The organism is Cedecea selenatireducens, from assembly GCF_042138895.1.
GTDB classification, from domain to species: Bacteria; Pseudomonadota; Gammaproteobacteria; order Enterobacterales; family Enterobacteriaceae; genus Cedecea; species Cedecea selenatireducens.
In genome coordinates this window covers 159,957-176,601 of sequence record NZ_JBHIKW010000004.1, presented here as the reverse complement: position 1 = coordinate 176,601, position 16,645 = coordinate 159,957, and the positions used below count along the sequence as shown (strand labels likewise).

The 16,645-nt window shown below is 49.5% G+C and carries 13 protein-coding genes and 1 pseudogene; 8 read left to right on the top strand and 6 right to left on the bottom strand.

The features are described from left to right. Positions 1–5 precede the first annotated feature (5 nt). The 4 genes from hydA to ygeW all read right to left on the bottom strand — a co-directional run bounded on the left by hydA (position 6) and on the right by ygeW (position 5,168). Positions 6–1,421: a dihydropyrimidinase gene (hydA, locus tag ACE38U_RS08660; RefSeq protein WP_375529521.1), complete on the bottom strand. Its 1,416-nt coding sequence runs from the start codon at positions 1,419–1,421 to the stop codon at positions 6–8. Between the two features lie 51 nt (positions 1,422–1,472). Then, complete coding sequence (locus tag ACE38U_RS08655; RefSeq protein WP_038472377.1) at positions 1,473–2,684, bottom strand: YgeY family selenium metabolism-linked hydrolase; 1,212 nt, start codon at positions 2,682–2,684, stop codon at positions 1,473–1,475. A gap of 33 nt (positions 2,685–2,717) precedes the next feature. After that, the gene (gene dpaL, locus ACE38U_RS08650; protein ID WP_375529520.1) at positions 2,718–3,917 is read right to left on the bottom strand and encodes a diaminopropionate ammonia-lyase; all 1,200 of its coding nucleotides are present in this window, start codon (positions 3,915–3,917) and stop codon (positions 2,718–2,720) included. A 63-nt stretch (positions 3,918–3,980) separates the two neighbouring features. Then, entirely contained in the window at positions 3,981–5,168 is a 1,188-nt protein-coding gene (gene ygeW, locus ACE38U_RS08645) for a knotted carbamoyltransferase YgeW (RefSeq protein ID WP_375529519.1), read from the bottom strand. 448 nt (positions 5,169–5,616) lie between these two features. Between ygeW and ACE38U_RS08640 the strand changes: the two genes are divergently transcribed. The 8 genes and pseudogenes from ACE38U_RS08640 to ACE38U_RS08605 all read left to right on the top strand — a co-directional run. After that, the gene (locus ACE38U_RS08640) at positions 5,617–7,401 is read left to right on the top strand and encodes a sigma-54 interaction domain-containing protein (RefSeq protein WP_038482604.1); all 1,785 of its coding nucleotides are present in this window, start codon (positions 5,617–5,619) and stop codon (positions 7,399–7,401) included. Between the two features lie 636 nt (positions 7,402–8,037). After that, the gene (locus ACE38U_RS08635) at positions 8,038–9,438 is read left to right on the top strand and encodes an ISNCY family transposase (protein WP_375529518.1); all 1,401 of its coding nucleotides are present in this window, start codon (positions 8,038–8,040) and stop codon (positions 9,436–9,438) included. Between the two features lie 144 nt (positions 9,439–9,582). After that, positions 9,583–9,807, top strand: coding sequence for a hypothetical protein (locus tag ACE38U_RS08630; protein ID WP_375529517.1), 225 nt, complete (start codon positions 9,583–9,585; stop codon positions 9,805–9,807). After that, positions 9,804–10,082, top strand: a complete 279-nt coding sequence (locus ACE38U_RS08625) for an S-(hydroxymethyl)glutathione dehydrogenase (RefSeq protein ID WP_375529516.1) — start codon at positions 9,804–9,806, stop codon at positions 10,080–10,082. Before ACE38U_RS08630 ends, ACE38U_RS08625 begins: the two co-directional genes overlap by 4 nt. Further along, on the top strand, positions 10,079–10,240 hold the full coding sequence (locus ACE38U_RS08620) for a hypothetical protein (protein WP_375529515.1): 162 nt from the start codon (positions 10,079–10,081) through the stop codon (positions 10,238–10,240). The genes ACE38U_RS08625 and ACE38U_RS08620 overlap by 4 nt, the downstream gene beginning before the upstream one ends. Positions 10,241–10,242: 2 nt before the next feature. Further along, entirely contained in the window at positions 10,243–10,521 is a 279-nt protein-coding gene (locus ACE38U_RS08615; RefSeq protein WP_375529514.1) for an S-(hydroxymethyl)glutathione dehydrogenase, read from the top strand. An 11-nt stretch (positions 10,522–10,532) separates the two neighbouring features. Then, on the top strand, positions 10,533–11,315 hold the full coding sequence (locus ACE38U_RS08610) for a hypothetical protein (RefSeq protein WP_375529513.1): 783 nt from the start codon (positions 10,533–10,535) through the stop codon (positions 11,313–11,315). Between the two features lie 639 nt (positions 11,316–11,954). Next, positions 11,955–12,125 (top strand): annotated as a pseudogene (locus ACE38U_RS08605) (ISNCY family transposase); the annotation flags it as partial. A 6-nt stretch (positions 12,126–12,131) separates the two neighbouring features. Here the strand turns inward: ACE38U_RS08605 and ACE38U_RS08600 are convergent. Together ACE38U_RS08600 and metQ are read right to left on the bottom strand one after the other, a co-directional pair. Further along, positions 12,132–15,113, bottom strand: coding sequence for an RHS repeat protein (locus tag ACE38U_RS08600; protein ID WP_375529512.1), 2,982 nt, complete (start codon positions 15,111–15,113; stop codon positions 12,132–12,134). Between the two features lie 552 nt (positions 15,114–15,665). Further along, positions 15,666–16,490 carry a methionine ABC transporter substrate-binding lipoprotein MetQ gene (gene metQ / locus ACE38U_RS08595; RefSeq protein ID WP_375529511.1) on the bottom strand — a complete coding sequence of 275 codons (825 nt, stop codon included), beginning with the start codon at positions 16,488–16,490 and terminating at the stop codon, positions 15,666–15,668. Positions 16,491–16,645 lie beyond the last annotated feature (155 nt).

Sequence of the window (16,645 nt, the reverse complement as noted above, 5' to 3'; positions counted from 1 at the left end):
TCACTTTAGGATGCATTGCCGCGCATTGGTAAATGGGCGGAGGAAAAGGGGGCTCGGCGGATAAAACGCCCCTGACCTGCGATGCCGGTGAAGCTGCCGTTATTAAAAATTATCCGACCGTGAGACAAAGTCTGGCGAATAGAGCCCTGACAGACAAAGCCTTCCCACGGTGAATAATCTGCGTTGTCGTGCAGCATTTCGTGGCGAATGGTCGTGGTTCGACGCGGATCGATAATCACCACATCGCCATCGGCTCCGGGAGCAAGTCGACCTTTTTGCGGCCACAGGCCAAAGAGTTTTGCCGGGTTAGCACTGGTGAGCGAGACAAAATGCTCAGGCGTTATTCGCCCGGTCATCACGCCGTGCGAAAACAGCAGCAGCAGGCGGTTTTCTACGCCCGGCAGGCCATTCGGACAGCGGCTAAAATCACCGCCGGAAAGATGCAGCCGCTGCGCCATAGAAAACGCACAGTGGTCGGTCGCCAGCACGTCAATTTGGCCCTCGGCAATGCCGCACCACAGCGCATCGTTATTGCTGGCATTACGCAGTGGTGGGCTGAGCAGATACTTCAACGCATCTTCACGTTCGTAGCAGCGGTCATCCAGCAGGAGGTACTGCGGGCAGGTTTCGACCCACACCGGCTGGTGGCGCGAACGGGCAATACGCAGATATTCCAGCCCCAGACCGTTAGAGAGATGCACGATATACAGCGGTGCATTACCTGCGAGCTGGGCGAGATTGATCATGCGGGCAATGGCTTCCGCTTCACATTCTAACGGACGGCTAAGAGCGTGATAGCGGGGGGCGGTGTTACCTGCTGCTAAAAACTCAGCGCGTTTGCGGGCTATTGCGGCATCATTTTCAGGGTGAACGGTGGCCAGAGCTCCGGCGCGATGCAGATGCCGCAACGCCTGAAGTACTTCATCATCGTTGAGTTTGTACTGGTAGGTGAGATAGAGCTTGAAGCTGCTGATCCCCGCTTCAACCATCATTGGAATTTCATCGAGGATGGCGTGGTTAATATGCTGAATCACGCCGTGAAAGCTGTAATCGATAACCGCTTTGTAGGCTGCGTAACCATGGTAGGTTTCAAGCTGATGGCGCAACCTGCAGCCCACCGGACCAAAGCCCATATGATCAACAATAGTGGTCGTGCCACCGCAGGCCGCTGCGCGAGTGCCGGTAAAGAAGTCGTCGCAGCTGCGGGCCAGCCCGGTATCAATATTGAAGTGAGTGTGAACATCAACGCCGCCGGGCATCACATAACATCCGCTGGCATCGATAATTTCGCAGGGCTGCTCCACGGTGATTTCGTCTATATCATCGGCAAGCTGGCTGACCAGGCCATTCTCAATCAGGAGGTCCTGTTTTGCCTGGCCGTCAGCGTTGACCACAATGCCGTTTTTAATCAATACGCGCATAGAGAACTCCAGACTCCCGCCGCGAACGACGGGAGGAATGACGGGGCAGAGCTACTCGGTTGCCAGCCAGCTCAGAGGGATGGAGGCATACATCGCAGCACAGGTCACCAGATGTGATTTCCAGGTTTTTTCATTTGGCGCATGGGCTTCAGGCTCTTTGCCAGGGCCAAAACCGATGACCGGAATACCGTGGCGGCCCATGATAGACACGCCGTTGGTGGAGAATGTCCATTTATCAACCACCGGCGCTTTGCCGAACAGACCTTCGTAGGCATTGCTCAACGCCCGGACGGTGAAGTGGTTTTCTTCAACTTTCCAGGTTGGGAAGTAGCATTCGGTTGGGTACACAAGGCCAGTCCATGACGGGCGATCGTAGTGATACATCGATACGGCTGCCCCCGCGTTTTGTACCGCCGGCAGGGCGCGTATTTCTTCCAGTGCCCCTTCCCATGTTTCCCCCCATGTCAGACGACGGTCGATAGACACCGCACAGCTGTCAGCCACCGCACAACGACTTGGGGAGGTAAAGAAAATTTCGGAAACGGTCAGGGTACCTTTGCCGAGGAACTCGTCATTACCCAGATTCTGTGATAGCCCCTGCAACTCGTTAAGGATTGGGCCCATTTTGAAAATGGCATTATCACCGCGTTCTGGCGCAGAGCCGTGGCAGCTGACGCCCTGGACATCGACGCGAATTTCCATACGCCCGCGATGCCCGCGATAGATTTGACAGTCGGTTGGCTCGGTACTGACGACAAATTCCGGGCGGATACCGGACTGTTCAATGATGTACTGCCAGCACAGGCCGTCGCAGTCTTCTTCCTGCACCGTGCCGGTAACCAGCAGTGTATATTCGTCTTCCAGACCGAGATCTTTGATGATTTTCCCGGCATAAACCATCGAGGCCATTCCGCCTTCCTGGTCAGACGCGCCGCGACCGCCAATCAGCTCATCGGTTTCCATCCCCTGATACGGATCAAAGCTCCAGTTTTTGACGTTGCCGATACCTACGGTATCAATATGCGCATCCATTGCCACCAGGCGCGGGCCGTGACCGATATAGCCCAGCACGTTGCCCATTGGGTCAATTTCTACTTTGTCGAAGCCGACTTTCTCCATCTCTTCTTTTATACGGTGAACGACGCGTTTTTCGTCGCTGCTTTCGCTCGGAATGGCAATCATATCGCGCAGGAAACGGGTCATGTCCTGCTGGTAGTGGTTTGCTTTTTCAAGAATCAATTTAAACGGAATATGCTTAGCCATGAATATGTTCTCCAGTTCTGAATTTGTTGTGCATTACAGTGCGGCCGGGTACTTACCCGCCCAGACGACTTCCCGATAGTGTTTCACGTCGGTGTCGCCTTCGGTGCTGATAACCAGCACGACGGAGTCGCTGCCCAGCTGCAGCTTGTTCATGAGCGCTTCGCGCTGAGGGTGGTAGTGGATAGCAGTCAATGTGCCCAGGCCGACTGCGCCGGATTCACCGGAAATAACGCGAGGATCCTGGCCGAGCGGGTTACCCAGCACACGCATTCCCAGAGCGGCGACCGAGTCCTGACAGGAGATAAATTGTGTAGAGCAGTTGCGCAGCAGTTCCCAGCCGAGCGGATTTGGTTCACCGCAGGCCAGACCGGCCATAATGGTGGCCATATCACCACCGACGTTAACGATCTGACCTTTAATGCCGGAGCGATAGATACAGTCGGCCAGTTCTGGCTCGACAATCACCGAATGCAGGTTGCGGGCGCCGTATACATCAGCCAGATAGCCCAGCACGCCGCCGGCCATAGCACCAACGCCTGCCTGTAAGAACACGTGAGTCGGGTGGGGAATGCCCATTGCAGCCATTTGTTCGACGGCCTCATCGGCTAACGTGGCGTAACCCTGCATAATCCAGGTTGGAATTTTGGTGTAGCCATCCCAGGCCGTGTCCTGCACGACTTCCCAGCCGTTTTTCTGCGCGGTTTGCAGGGTGAAACGTACGGTATCGTCGTAGTTCATGTCGGTGACGATGCACTCGGCACCCAGACGCACAATGGCGTCAACGCGTTCTTGTGCCGAGCCTTTAGGCATATACACCACCGCGTTTTGCCCAAGCTGTTTGGCGGCCCATGCCACGCCACGTCCGTGGTTGCCATCGGTGGTAGTGGCAAAGGTCATCTTTTCGGTAATGCGCGTTTTAAGATCTTCGAGCGACAGATCATCGATATTCAGCTGATACTTTTCGCACAGCAGCCGGGCGATAGCATAGGAGCCTCCAAGCATCTTGAAAGCGTTGAGGCCAAAGCGCTGTGACTCATCTTTAACCAGGATTTTTCGCACGCCAAACAGCGAGGCCAATTCGTTCAGTGCATACAGCGGCGTCGGTTTATAACCCGCTATTTTTTGATGAAAATGCCGCGCCTGTTGCGCCTGTTCGCGAGAAAACAGCGGTGAGGTTTCACCTGTGAAAAACTGGTTATCGGCGATATCCATTTTCAGTGAGAAAGCAGACATGTTCTGTCCTTATTCGTCATGATGATGAAACTGTAGAGCTGGCCCGTAGGCCAGCCGGAGAGGTTATTTGATGCGCTTTTGCGCTTCGCTGAGCAGCTCTTCGAGCAGTTGTCCAGGTTGGGCATATTTACGGCAGAGGATCATGGCGGCGATGATGTAGGGCTTCCAGCTGGCTTCTTTGTAGGTTGCGATACGGTATTTTTCGAACACGGTATCGGCCACTTCACCTTCTTCACAGGAAACGCCGCTGATATCGGCAGGCAGGCAGTGCATATACAGCGCTTCACCGTCGAGCGTTTTTGCCATCATCTCTTCGGTGCAATGCCAGTCTTTGTGCTGCGCGTTTTGCGCCAGACAGGCTTTTTCCAGCGCTTTAAGGCCTTCATGGTCATTGGCACGTAGCAGTTCGGTACGCTGTTCCATCACCTGATAAGGCGCCCAGGACTTCGGATAGACGATATCCGCATCTTTAAAGGCTTCGGCCATATCGGTCACCTGACGGAAGCTTCCGCCGGAAGCTTTAGCATTGTTTTTAGCCACCTCAATCACATCCGGGATCAGGTCATAGCCTTCCGGATGCGCTAAGGTGACGTCCATCCCAAAACGAGTCATCAGGCCGATAATGCCCTGTGGTACAGAGAGTGGCTTGCCGTAGCTTGGTGAATACGCCCAGGTCATGGCGATTTTTTTGCCTTTGAGGTTTTCCAGCGAGCCGAAATGTTCACTGAGCCAGGCAAGGTCGGCCATGGATTGCGTAGGATGGTCGATATCACACTGCAGATTAATCAGCGCAGGGCGTTGAGGCAGAACGCCCTGTTTGTGGCCATCGTCCAACGCTTCACCCACTTCACGCATATAGGCGTTACCGGCCCCCAGGAACATATCATCACGGATCCCAATGGCATCGGCGCAGAAGGAAATCATATTGGCGGTTTCACGCACCGTTTCACCGTGTGCAATCTGTGACTTTCCTTCGTCTAAATCCTGCTGTGCCAGCCCCAGCAGGTTCAACGCGGAGGCATAAGAGAAACGGGTGCGGGTTGAGTTATCCCGGAACACGGAAATTCCCAGACCGCTGTTAAACACTTTGGTGGCAATATTTTCGGCTCGCAGGGTCTTTAACGCCTCAGCCACGTCCAGTACCTGTTTCAGTTCGTCAGGAGACTGTTCCCACGTTAGCAGAAAGTCTTTCTCATGCAGGCTGGAATTAAGCTTGTTGATATCCTTAATCAGTTCGTTAACAGTTTTCATTTTTCAATCCTGGTAGTGAAGCAGCTTGTTAATTGTTGGTGGCGGTGTATTAAGGCCAGCGCTGTAATTCAACTAACAATAAACATGCCAACTGCTGATTAATTCGGTTTTGAACGTGAAAATGACGGAGTTATGAGAGGGGAGTCACGAAATCAAGACAATCGAATGAGGTTTTTTGTCGTAGGTTTAATGTCCGGAATCGTTATGTATATATTTGCATACCGATTAAGGGGGGAGGGGATTACATGCCGGGCGAGAAATTTACATAATTGATAAAATAGCATCATCAATTATCATATTGATAATAAAGTGTGATGCGAATTCCATATTTCCTTTAAGTGTACAAAAGAGAGTCTGCCTGAATCAATTATTGCCTGGCGCTGAGGTAGTATCATCAAAAACCACACGTACGGTTGTTCACCCGGCATTGCTTTCAGTGAGTGATATTATGATACCTTCGAATACACCATCCATTTTGATGCAAATTCAGCCTACTATTCAACGCTTTGCCCGTATGCTCTCGAGCGTACTTCAACTTGAGGTTGAAATTGTCGACAATGCGCTGTGCCGGGTTGCCGGCACGGGAACTTACGGAAAGTTTCTTGGGCGAAAATTAAATACAGACTCGCGACTTCTTCGTTACATTATCGAAACAAAAAAGGAAAAGGTAGTCGCCCACTCACGCTTTGATCCACTGTGTAAAGGTTGTGAGAGTAAAGAAACCTGTAAAGAAAAAGCCTTCCTCGGTACTCCCATTATTTATCAAGAGCAGTGCGTAGGCGTGATTAGTCTGGTCGCATTAACGTGCGATCAGCAAGAAAGAATAAACGATAACATCACCGAGTTTTCCGATTACGTTCGTCACGTATCCTCTATATTTGTTTCGCGCTTACTTGAAGATCAAAGTGGCGGTGATAATATCCAAAAAATGTTTTTAACGATGATTGATAACATGGATCAGGGAGTATTGGTCGTCAGTCAGGAGCAAAATATCAAGTTCGTCAATCAAGCGGCGTTAAAAATACTTGGGGTAAGTCAGGACAGTATAATGGGTAAAGCGATTAATTTTCGCCCTCTGACTTTTGCTCAAAATTTTATTCGTGGTCATATGCAGCACGTTATTTCTATCGATGATAAAAAAGAACTGATCATTGGCCAGCTTCATGCTGTCCAGGATCAATGGCTGTTTCTCATGGCGTTTCATCAGTCACATACTTCAGCCGATATTTCGACGCCGCAGGAGGGGCCGCAGATTGAGCAAATGGTGGGAGAGTGCCGGCCAATGCGGCAGCTAAAAAAGTTAATTAGCCGTATAGCACCAAGCCCTACCAGCGTGATGATTGCAGGGGAAAGCGGTACCGGCAAAGAAGTTGTCGCCAGGGCGGTACATACGCTCAGCGACCGTAAAGATAAGCCGTTTATCGCTATTAACTGTGCTGCGATTCCAGAGCAGCTGCTGGAAAGTGAGCTTTTTGGCTACGTAAAAGGGGCGTTTACCGGCGCTTCGGCTAACGGCAAAATCGGGCTTATTCAGGCGGCAAATAACGGTACTTTATTTCTCGATGAAATTGGCGATATGCCGTTAACGCTCCAGGCGAAGCTGCTGCGCGCAATTGAATCTCGTGAAATTCAACCGGTGGGTGCCAGCCACCCCGTACCGGTGGATATTCGTATTATTTCGGCGACCAACCAAAACCTTAACCAATTTATCACCGACGGCAAGTTTCGCGAGGATCTTTACTACCGGCTGAACGTTATTCCGCTCCGGCTGCCGCCGCTGCGGGAGCGACAAGATGATATTGAGCTTCTGATTCATTATTTTCTTCATTTGCATACCCGACGACTTGAGCTGGTGTATCCCGGCGTTGCGCCTGAAGTGATAACGCTGCTGAAGCAGTATCGATGGCCGGGCAATATCCGCGAGCTGAGCAACTTGATGGAGTATTTGGTGCATGTCGTGCCGTCTGGTGAAGTGATTGACGTGTCTTTGTTGCCACCAAATCTGATCAACAGCGGAAAATTGAATGAGCGCATCGAACCGACAACGCCACTTGCCCGCGTTATGACCGCAAAAGAAGAAGAGGGCGTTACCGGACTGGAGGAGATGGAGCGGCAGATGATTCGCGATGCCTTAACCCGGTATAGCAACAAAAAACAGGCGGCAGACGAACTAGGCATTGGGATTGCTACGCTGTACCGCAAGATAAAAAAATATGACCTTAATATCGCATAGGTTCAAGAACATACGAGGAAGCTTAATAGCACAATGCTCTACAGCTTCAGATAATGAGGGGGCGTTTTCTTGAACATGAGTTTGCATTCCATATGTGAATTCTGACGCATTGTGGTACTGCCAAAACTCCAGAATTCACGTAGCGCACGGATAATCCACTAATTCCTTTATAATCATGTCATTAACGGCGGCATATTGATCGGTTCTTCATCTTCTTTGCCATGCCGGCCACTTTTGAATAAAAAGTGTTAAGTGAATCACCGGTGTATCAGGCGGTGTGATGGAGCAAAACCCGGAAGCCCCCCAGCCACAGCCACGCCTGGCGCAGGTCTACCAAGGCAGGGTATTAGTGCCGGTCGACATCGAAGAGTGTCCGCCGATCAACGATCTTCCATTGCGGTTCGAGGAATAGAAGCTACAGCATAAGGTAAGGCCATAATGCCAGGAAGGAGATATGCATCGGATATGGACAGGACTGGTGCGTATTCAATTTAACATAATATACATTATGCGCACCAAGGATGTAGAGGCTCAATGCTAATGTCTATTTGTGGCTCATTAGGAATGTCCAGGCTATAGTTTCTCAGATCCGTATGTCTAGACAACGACTCACTTTTTCCTGATGAGGAGTTTTCTATGGCTATACATGACGCCGGAATGTTCACCGTGAAAGAAATCAATCGCCTCAAAATCCTTCAGGATGTCATCGATCGCAATCTCCGTCCTAGACAGGCTGCCGAAATACTGGGCATCACGCCACGTCATTGCAGCCGTCTGCTCAAACGTTATCGCCAGTCCGGGCCGCTTGGCATGAACAACCAGAGTCGTGGCCGCACTGGTAACCGTCTGTTGCCAGCGTCACTGACAGATCAGGCACTCAGTATAATCCGGGAGCACTACCGTGATTTTGGCCCCACGCTGGCGCGGGAAAAGCTGGAGGAAGTTCACGGTCTGGCCCTTGGAAAGGAAACCATCCGACGTCTCATGATAAAGGCCGGACTCTGGATCCCCCGCAGACAACGCGCACCGAAAATTCATCAGCCCCGTTACCGGCGGCCTTGTACTGGCGAGCTGATACAAATTGATGGCTGCGACCACCACTGGTTTGAAAACCGGGGTCGACCCTGCACTGCCCTGGTCTATGTTGACGATGCCACCAGTCGCCTGATGCATCTGCTGTTTGTGAAATCTGAGTCCACATTTACCTATTTTGAAGCGACCCGTGGTTATATCGAGAAATACGGTAAACCGATGATCCTCTACAGCGATAAAGCCAGCGTATTCAGAGTCAATAATAAGCATGCCACCACCGGTCCCGGCGAAACCCAGTTTGCCAGGGCCATGCGCTGCCTTAATATTACTCCTTTATGTGCTGAAACCAGCCAGGCAAAAGGCCGCGTTGAACGTGCGCATTTGACACTTCAGGACCGACTGGTTAAGGAGCTCAGGCTTAAGGGGATCTGTACGATAGAAGCAGCCAACGCATTTGCAGAAGAATACATGGCGGATTATAACCGGCGCTTTGCCAAAGAACCCTTGCATGATTTTAACGCGCACCGGCCGCTGGCATTAGACGATGACCTTGATGCAGAATTTACCTGGCGAGAGCCTCGCCGGGTATCAAAAAATCTGACTGTACAATACGATAAAATGCTCTATCTGATTGAGGACAACGAGTACAGTCGAAGAGCCATCGGCAAGTATATTGATGTCTGGCATTACCCTGACGGACATAAGGAGCTGCGACTAAATGGCGTGCTGCTGCCCTACTCCACCTATGACCGGCTTTCTGAGGTTGATCCCGTCGCCATTGTGGATAACAAGAGACTTGGCCATGTGTTGGATGTTGCCCGTCAGGTCCAGAGAAAGCTGGACAATAATCGCTCACAATCGTTGCCTTGTTCTGGTGATGAGCCTTCCCGCAGACGGCACGCCCCTAGTATCAACAAATCCCAGCGCTCACTGAACGAAGATGACCTGCTTGAAGCCATGATAAAGCTTCAGGGAAGCTCTGAGACCATCTTTGGCAAAAGGTGAACTTGGCGGAAACCTCGTACTCACTGACCAACGGCGATGTGTGCGCTATCTTTCGGCTATTGCAATCAAAACCAGAGAAGATTTCTGAGAAATGTAAATAACTTCAATGATATTATATACAAAGGAAACCGGGGTAAAGTTCGGGTGTCACAGAACCCCGAACCGCTACGCGGTGCAAATACAATCACAAAGAAATCAAAAGGCAAAATTATGAGTGCGGAAAAAAATGGGTCGCAAAATCAACACAAGAGGCATGAAGGCTTTGCCCAGGATGGGTTTGATACGTCTAAAGCTAAACAATTGCTAGAAACAATACAAAAATCACAAAGTAGCCAGCAAAAAAGCACTAATAAGAATAATAATAAATGAATCCAACAAAGCTTGATCATTTTAAAACGTTGGTTGAAGAAATTATGGGGATTTGCAAATGGCAGCCCACATATTTTCAGCTTGAACAAATGTATGAAGAGTTGAAAAATAAAGATTTAGACCAAAAAAAAGTATCACAAGTTATCTATCGCATCTATGGCCCACAAATTGAGGTCCTGATTTTAAAAGGGCTAAACACGGCTAGAGCATTGACTGTACTTGCTAAAATACAAGAATTACAAAATAGTCTGAAGACCGGGGAGGATAAACCATGACAAATAATAAAGGTCAAAAAGACGAGGGAGCAACAATTGAAAACAGAGGCAATGTTGTTTCATTAAAAGACGGATTAGATACGTCTAAAGCACTAAGGTTATTGCTGAAAAAACAAGAGCCTCAGCAACCATCAGAAACCAAGAAGAAGGTAGAATAGAGATGGCGTTATCTTTCAATTTATTTATGTTTAAAAAATCAATAGAAGAAACACTCAATATCATCGAATGGAACCCAAGCAACCAGCAATTAGAGGAGATGTTTAATGAGATAATTAAACTCAATGGCAGTGAAGATTTCTCAGTAGTCGAGAACATTGTTCTCGGGACATACGGAAAACCAATAAAACGCATGGTTTTCAATGGATTGGATACATCCAAGGCCAGTAAGTTACTTGCAAAAATAAGCGCACAGAACAAAGGCAATCAACAAAAAAGGTAGCGAAATCAAACATGGACATTCATGCTATTATTGAAAAGCAGAAGAATGAAATCAATCGCCTTTATGATAATTATATATCTTCACTAGAAGAACATGAATCCTCCGGGTTAGATTTCGAACACGCCCACTCTGCAGCAGAGAAATTTTTTAATTATCTAGAAAACCAAACTGCACACAATAATTCATTGGAGGAAATTAAAAGCAGCGATTGGAACCAGTGGCTTGCAGAAACTTGTCATGATGCTTTGGAATTGTTAGTAGCGCACTATATTATTTATAGACAGTGTAAATCTGCCCCTAACGCTTCACCAAGCAAAACTGCATTCGCAGGAATGCACCGAATGGTAAAGAAATACTATTCCAAAAGCGATACTAAAAAACTCAGGAAGTTATTAAGTGATAACAACCTTCCAACTTACGGTTTTGATAATAAAGCAAAGGTTAGCTTCATGAAAAAAGGTCTTTCAGCGCTGATGATTCTGGCTGCATTTTTAATATTATTACCCTCTTATTTAATCAGTGGCACAGTGCCTATTCCATTAGTTATTGGTGTTGTTATTAGCTGTGTTGTTTTTATTTTTTGCCTTTTCGTGAGAAAGCCTACTGGACTCCAATATTTTATCATAAGAGCTTTATTTAGCGTAAGTATACCCGGGCTTTTAGTCTGTTACCCTGGATTTATAGAGCTTACCTTTAATAAATTTGGTGTTGAAGTAACCGCCATTGGTTTGCTGGCTATTTTTGTTATGATTTACAGTGTTAACCCGGCAAAATTAAGTGAGTTGGATAGTTAAAAATTAGTTCGCACAATGACGTTATGCTAAAGAGGCCGCTGCGGGAAGGATTTTCGCAGCGGCCTTTTCAACATATGGACATTTCTAACGAGCCAGTGATTAGACAATTCTACTGAGCTTTGACAAAGGATGTGGTAGCTAAATTGAGATGTCCGTCTCTGACCAAATAGACATGTCCGCGCTACAGTCTCACCACAGCGATCGCTGCTTCCAAAGGATGAGACTCATGACGGCATACGGAACGGAGTTTTTCTCGATGAACGATGTGAACCGACTCAGGATCCTTCAGGACGTTATTGACCGGCGTCTGACAACACGCCTTGCAGCCAGCCGGCTGGAGATCTCAGACAGACATTAGTATGGCTTGTTGTTTTTGGCTTGATTACCTATAGCGGTTTTTTACGCTCAGTTATACCAATTGCACTAGCAACACTTTGGGCATGCTTCACTCCAATTCTCGATTACAAAGCAGGATGGCGACCTGAAAATTCTTTTCAACCAGAAGTGGCGTGGTATGGAACAAGTACAGCTCAAACCATCGTATTTTTCGCAATTTTAATAATCGGCTATGGCATTCTTTATTGGATACATGACAGAAACAGATACTAAGGAGCTGCTAATGAAGAAAACCATCGTTTTCAGAGGAAATACATCGATGTCTGTCAGTATCCGGACGGCACTATCGAGCTCCGGGCCAGTGGCACTTCCCTGCCCTTTATCACTTACGACCGTCTGGGAGAACTTGACCAGGGCGCCATCATCGATAACAAGCGGCTGGGACGTGCCCTGGAGAAGATAAAGCTGGTTCAGGGATGGTTATCTATTTCCAAATCGGTACTTGAAATATCCTCCATTCTTGATCCCCGCCATTCTTGGAACTCGTACCTCCGGCCTGAATAAATAGTTCGTTATGCGATCCAGTTTGTCCGGGTTACGCTCATTAAGTATCACATCTCTATCCGACTGCTTAGAAAGAACTCTTGTGGAAAGAGCGATATGTCTCGCCAGAGATAGAATTGAATCATCCAGACCATGGAAAAAAACCTCTTCTCTTTTTAAGGAAGGACGTCCAGCTAATTGAACACTACCTTCAGATGACAATCCGGGTATTTTTGGCTCTGGGAGTTCCATAGTTAGCTGATCGACGAGTGATAGTGATGCGAACTTAAATGCGCCATTTGATGCTGAAACTTTATAAACGGTGTTGCCAAACCGACTTTTCTGTTTTTTCAAAGCAGGGCCTATCTCCAGAGAGAAGAACGCATAATCATCGTTACCTAACCCATAAACATCATCCAAATCGGAGTTAGACTCGTTGAAAATAATTTTTTTATCTTGCAGCATTTTCCTTGAATAGAAATTTATGTTTCCATTTTCACTTTCGATGTTTGCATTTGTGGCGTGTGCCAAATAAAAATCTTCTTTGATGAAGTTTTTAATAAAATCAACTTCTTGTGTATTGAATTCACTGGCACGCAAGGAATTCTGATTTTGTAATGCTTGCCCCTTAATGTCCCGCTCTGAACCGAAGGCATTAGGAAATTTAAATAGCAGACTCGACGTGAGATAAAACGCCCCCCCTGAGAATCCAGGCATGGATGCAGCCTCAGATAAAAAGCCATCTCTCAATAATGAGCCATTATTTTGCATTCGTAGAAAACTGTTATCAGCACGTTTTTTTCTACTTATTTCCAGCCAGCGTCTGGCGATACTTTCGGGAGAAAGGCCATCGTTATCTCTTAGCGTCACGGGATTATTTCGTACCATCCTGAACAAGTTAATACCGTCTATTGTGCCAGCAGGATCGGTAGAGAGCCACCTACCAGCCCACGGCTGGTAGTACCGATAACCGTAGTAGTACAGCCCGGTCGCATCACGCTCCTTGCCCGAGTAGCGGAGGGTTTTGTAGTCCGCCTCCACCGCGTTGCGCGCCGTCCACACCGCCGTGCCTCCGTACGGGTAGTACTCCTCCGCGCTGATAATGTTGCCGTCACCGTCCAGCTCCAGCCCGCTGCTGCCCGTCAGGTTATCGTAACTGTACCTTATCTGGTCGCCGGTGATTTCTGCCGGCCTGCCGGATGTCCAGTGCAGCACCCGCACCTGCGCCCGGCCCGCCTCTCCCACTGTAATCACCTCCAGGCTCTCCGTCTCCGTGTTACCGCTCTGTGTGCTACGCAGCTCCAGCCCCGGCAGATACAGCACCTGCTGCTTTTGGCTGCTGGTTTTCGTTTCCTGCACGCTCATCTTCAGCACGCGCTGACTGCCCGCGTCATAGCAGTAGTTTTCACTGTCATCTGTGCCTCCGTCACGCACCACCGGCGCCACCGTCTGCAGTTCATTACGCGGCGTCCAGACCAGGTCCTGCCCCGGCTGCAGCTGTTTCTGCTGCCCGCCGGCGGTGAAAAAGGCGTCGACGTCGTCAGGTTTTTTCGTCAGCGTGCTGAGCACGCCCCGGTTGCTGCATCTGCTCACCGTAATGTCTGTGGTGTAACTATTGCCTGTGGCCGGCGCGCTGTGGCGGATTTGCGTCAGGTTGCCGGCTTCGTCGTAGGTGTATGTGCGGGTGTAGTTTGTGTATGCGGCGTCGTCGGCGGGAATGGGAACGGTGGCTGATGGTAACCGGCTACCCTGCTGGCCGGCGTTTGCCATCTCGCGCCCGGTGGCGCTGACCAGCTGGTACAGGCTGTCGTAGACGTACGTGTTCTCCGGCACCACTTTCTGGTTGCGCCAGAAGCGGGTCTCTTCCGCATCGTTAGTAATTTTTAATACATTGCCCACCGGGTCGTACTTATAGCGCAGGTCCTGTAGTACCCTCGCGCCAGAGGCATGCCCGGCCTGACGCGCCGTTTTAATCCCGGTCAGGCGCTGTGTCTCTGCTTCATACGTGTAGGTGGTCACTATGCCGTTGCCGTGCTCCTCGCGCAGCTTCTGTCCGGCGGCCGAATAGGTTAGGGAGGCCACGATAACCTGCTCCGTACCATCCTTCAGGGTCAGCCAACTGCCCGACAGTTGCCCGGCCACGTCGTACGCCACCCGCTGCATATTACCCCGTGCATCCGTGGTGGTCAGCACCGTGCCAGTGGCGTCGGTGGTGGTCAGGCTGGTATGCCCCTCACTCTCCCCAACGAGCAGGTCATTCCAGGCCGGGGTATCCCCGCCCTGCCAGTCGGCCACGACGTCAGGGTTATCCGCGTCCTTCAGCAGACGTCGGGTGACGGAGAGCGGGACGCCGATCAGGGCCACGCCCTCGGTCCGTATCAGGCCGGCCGTGTCGTAGTGGCTGACGCATGCACCCGCCAGGTTCAGTGCCTTCTCCTCGGCTGTGTGGCCGGCATACACGAAGCGCTCCGTGATGCGGGCGGCTTCGCCGGTGAGCTGCTCCGTGATGCTTACCGTACGGCCCGGCAGCGCTGCGTCCTCATACTGCCAGGTGTGGGTCACCGCCTGGCTCAGGTCTTCCGTACCGTCACCTGCGGTACGGATATTGCTGACTGCGATAAAGGGGCGGCCTGCGGCGTCGTTCAGTGCCACGGTGGTTCCGGCGTCTACGCTGACGGTACGCAGGACGCTGCCGGCCAGGTCCGTGAGGTAGCTGAAGTTTGCCAACCCCGTTTCATGCAGGCGCGGGTCAGCGCTCTGCGTCAGAAAACCGCGGGCGTCGTAGCGGTGGCGGGTGATGCGCCCGCTGGTGACGTCCGGGGTATCCGGGTGGCGGTGGTACGCGATGTCGCGCACGGTCAGGCCGCGGTTGTCGAGGACCGTGATGGTCGGGGTGTTGCTGAACGGTGATGTGTTCATGGTGTTCTCCTTTTTTAACATTCAGATGAGAATAACCGATCGTTTAATGGTTCTAATTCGATTTGAGGTTTTAAACTTATATCTGCTCGCTTTCTTGCTTGCCTGGGAATTATCTTACGAGGACGTGGAAGCTATTTCCACCCTGATATGCCAGGCATTATTTTTATTTAGTGTTGTTAAAATATTATGTGTTTATCCGCATCTGAATTAATGGTTAATTTAATGATATCTATGAAATATTAATTTATCTTATGTCTTTAATTACATGCTCGTAACATGTTCTTAAAATAAAAGAACGTAAATGAGATCGGGGATGCTGGAGGATATGGAGTGTCTGAGGTTATTTTAGTCAATCATCAGGTGAAGTTTGACCCTGGCTGCAATGCCCTTTCATCGATGAACGCGCCTGAGCGAAAAATTACTCTGCCCTCTTCTTCATCACGTTGTTTTAGCGTACTGCTATTGCATCATGGTGAGGTTATCACCATAAAAAATTCATGATATTCATCTTGAGTGTTTAGGACCCCGAATATCGGGATCCTGACATAGCATTTACCACCCTTTTACGGCATCACCGTGATAAATCTTATCAGCGGCGGCGGCCACTTCATCGGTCTGGTATGCCTTCACAAGGTTTTTCACATTTTCGCTGTCTTTATTATCTTCCCGGGCAACGATAATGTTCACGTAGGGCGAGTTTTTATCTTCAACAAACAGGCCATTTTTTGCGGGAGTCAGCCCAATCTGGCTTGAATAGTTGGTATTGATAATCGCGAGATCGATTTTATCATCATCAATAGCTCGGGTAAGTTGAGCCGCTTCTACCTCAACAATTTTCAGCTGCTTAGGGTTTTCGACGATATCGAGAGAGGTTGGCAGCAGCCCGACGTTATCCTTGAGCTTGATAAGTCCCTGCGTCTGGAGCAGCAGCAGCGAGCGGCCAAGGTTTGTTGGATCATTGGGTACGGCCAGCTGCGCCCCATTCTTCAGTTCTGATACGGCTTTAATTTTGCGGGAATAACCGGCGATAGGATAAACAAAAGTATTGCCCACGGCGGCCAGCTTATAGCCACGTTCTTTTATTTGCTTATCCAGATAAGGGCCGTGCTGGAAGGAGTTAGCGTCGATATCGCCGCTGCTCAGCGCAGAGTTAGGCAGCACATAGTCGGTGAAGGTCACCACTTCTACGTCAAGATTGTATTTTTCTTTGGCGACCTTTTTGACGGTATCCCAAAGCGGTTGATCGATACCTGCGCTGATGCCTACTTTAATATGGTTCGCGTCCTGCTTAGGCCCACAGCCGGCAAGCAGCATAACCCCTGCCATTGAAGCAGCCAGCAGAGAAATTTTTACAGTATGTTTTATCGCCGAGCGCATAAATTACGTCTTCCTTAAACCAATAAAAATAACAAATTTGAAATTACCCACCGTTCAGGTGCGGCCGGAAGAGTTTTTCAAACTGCACTAATACTGGCAAATAAGAAAAAGACATAACCTATGTATAAAAAAGTCTGACGCCGTGTACATTGCCG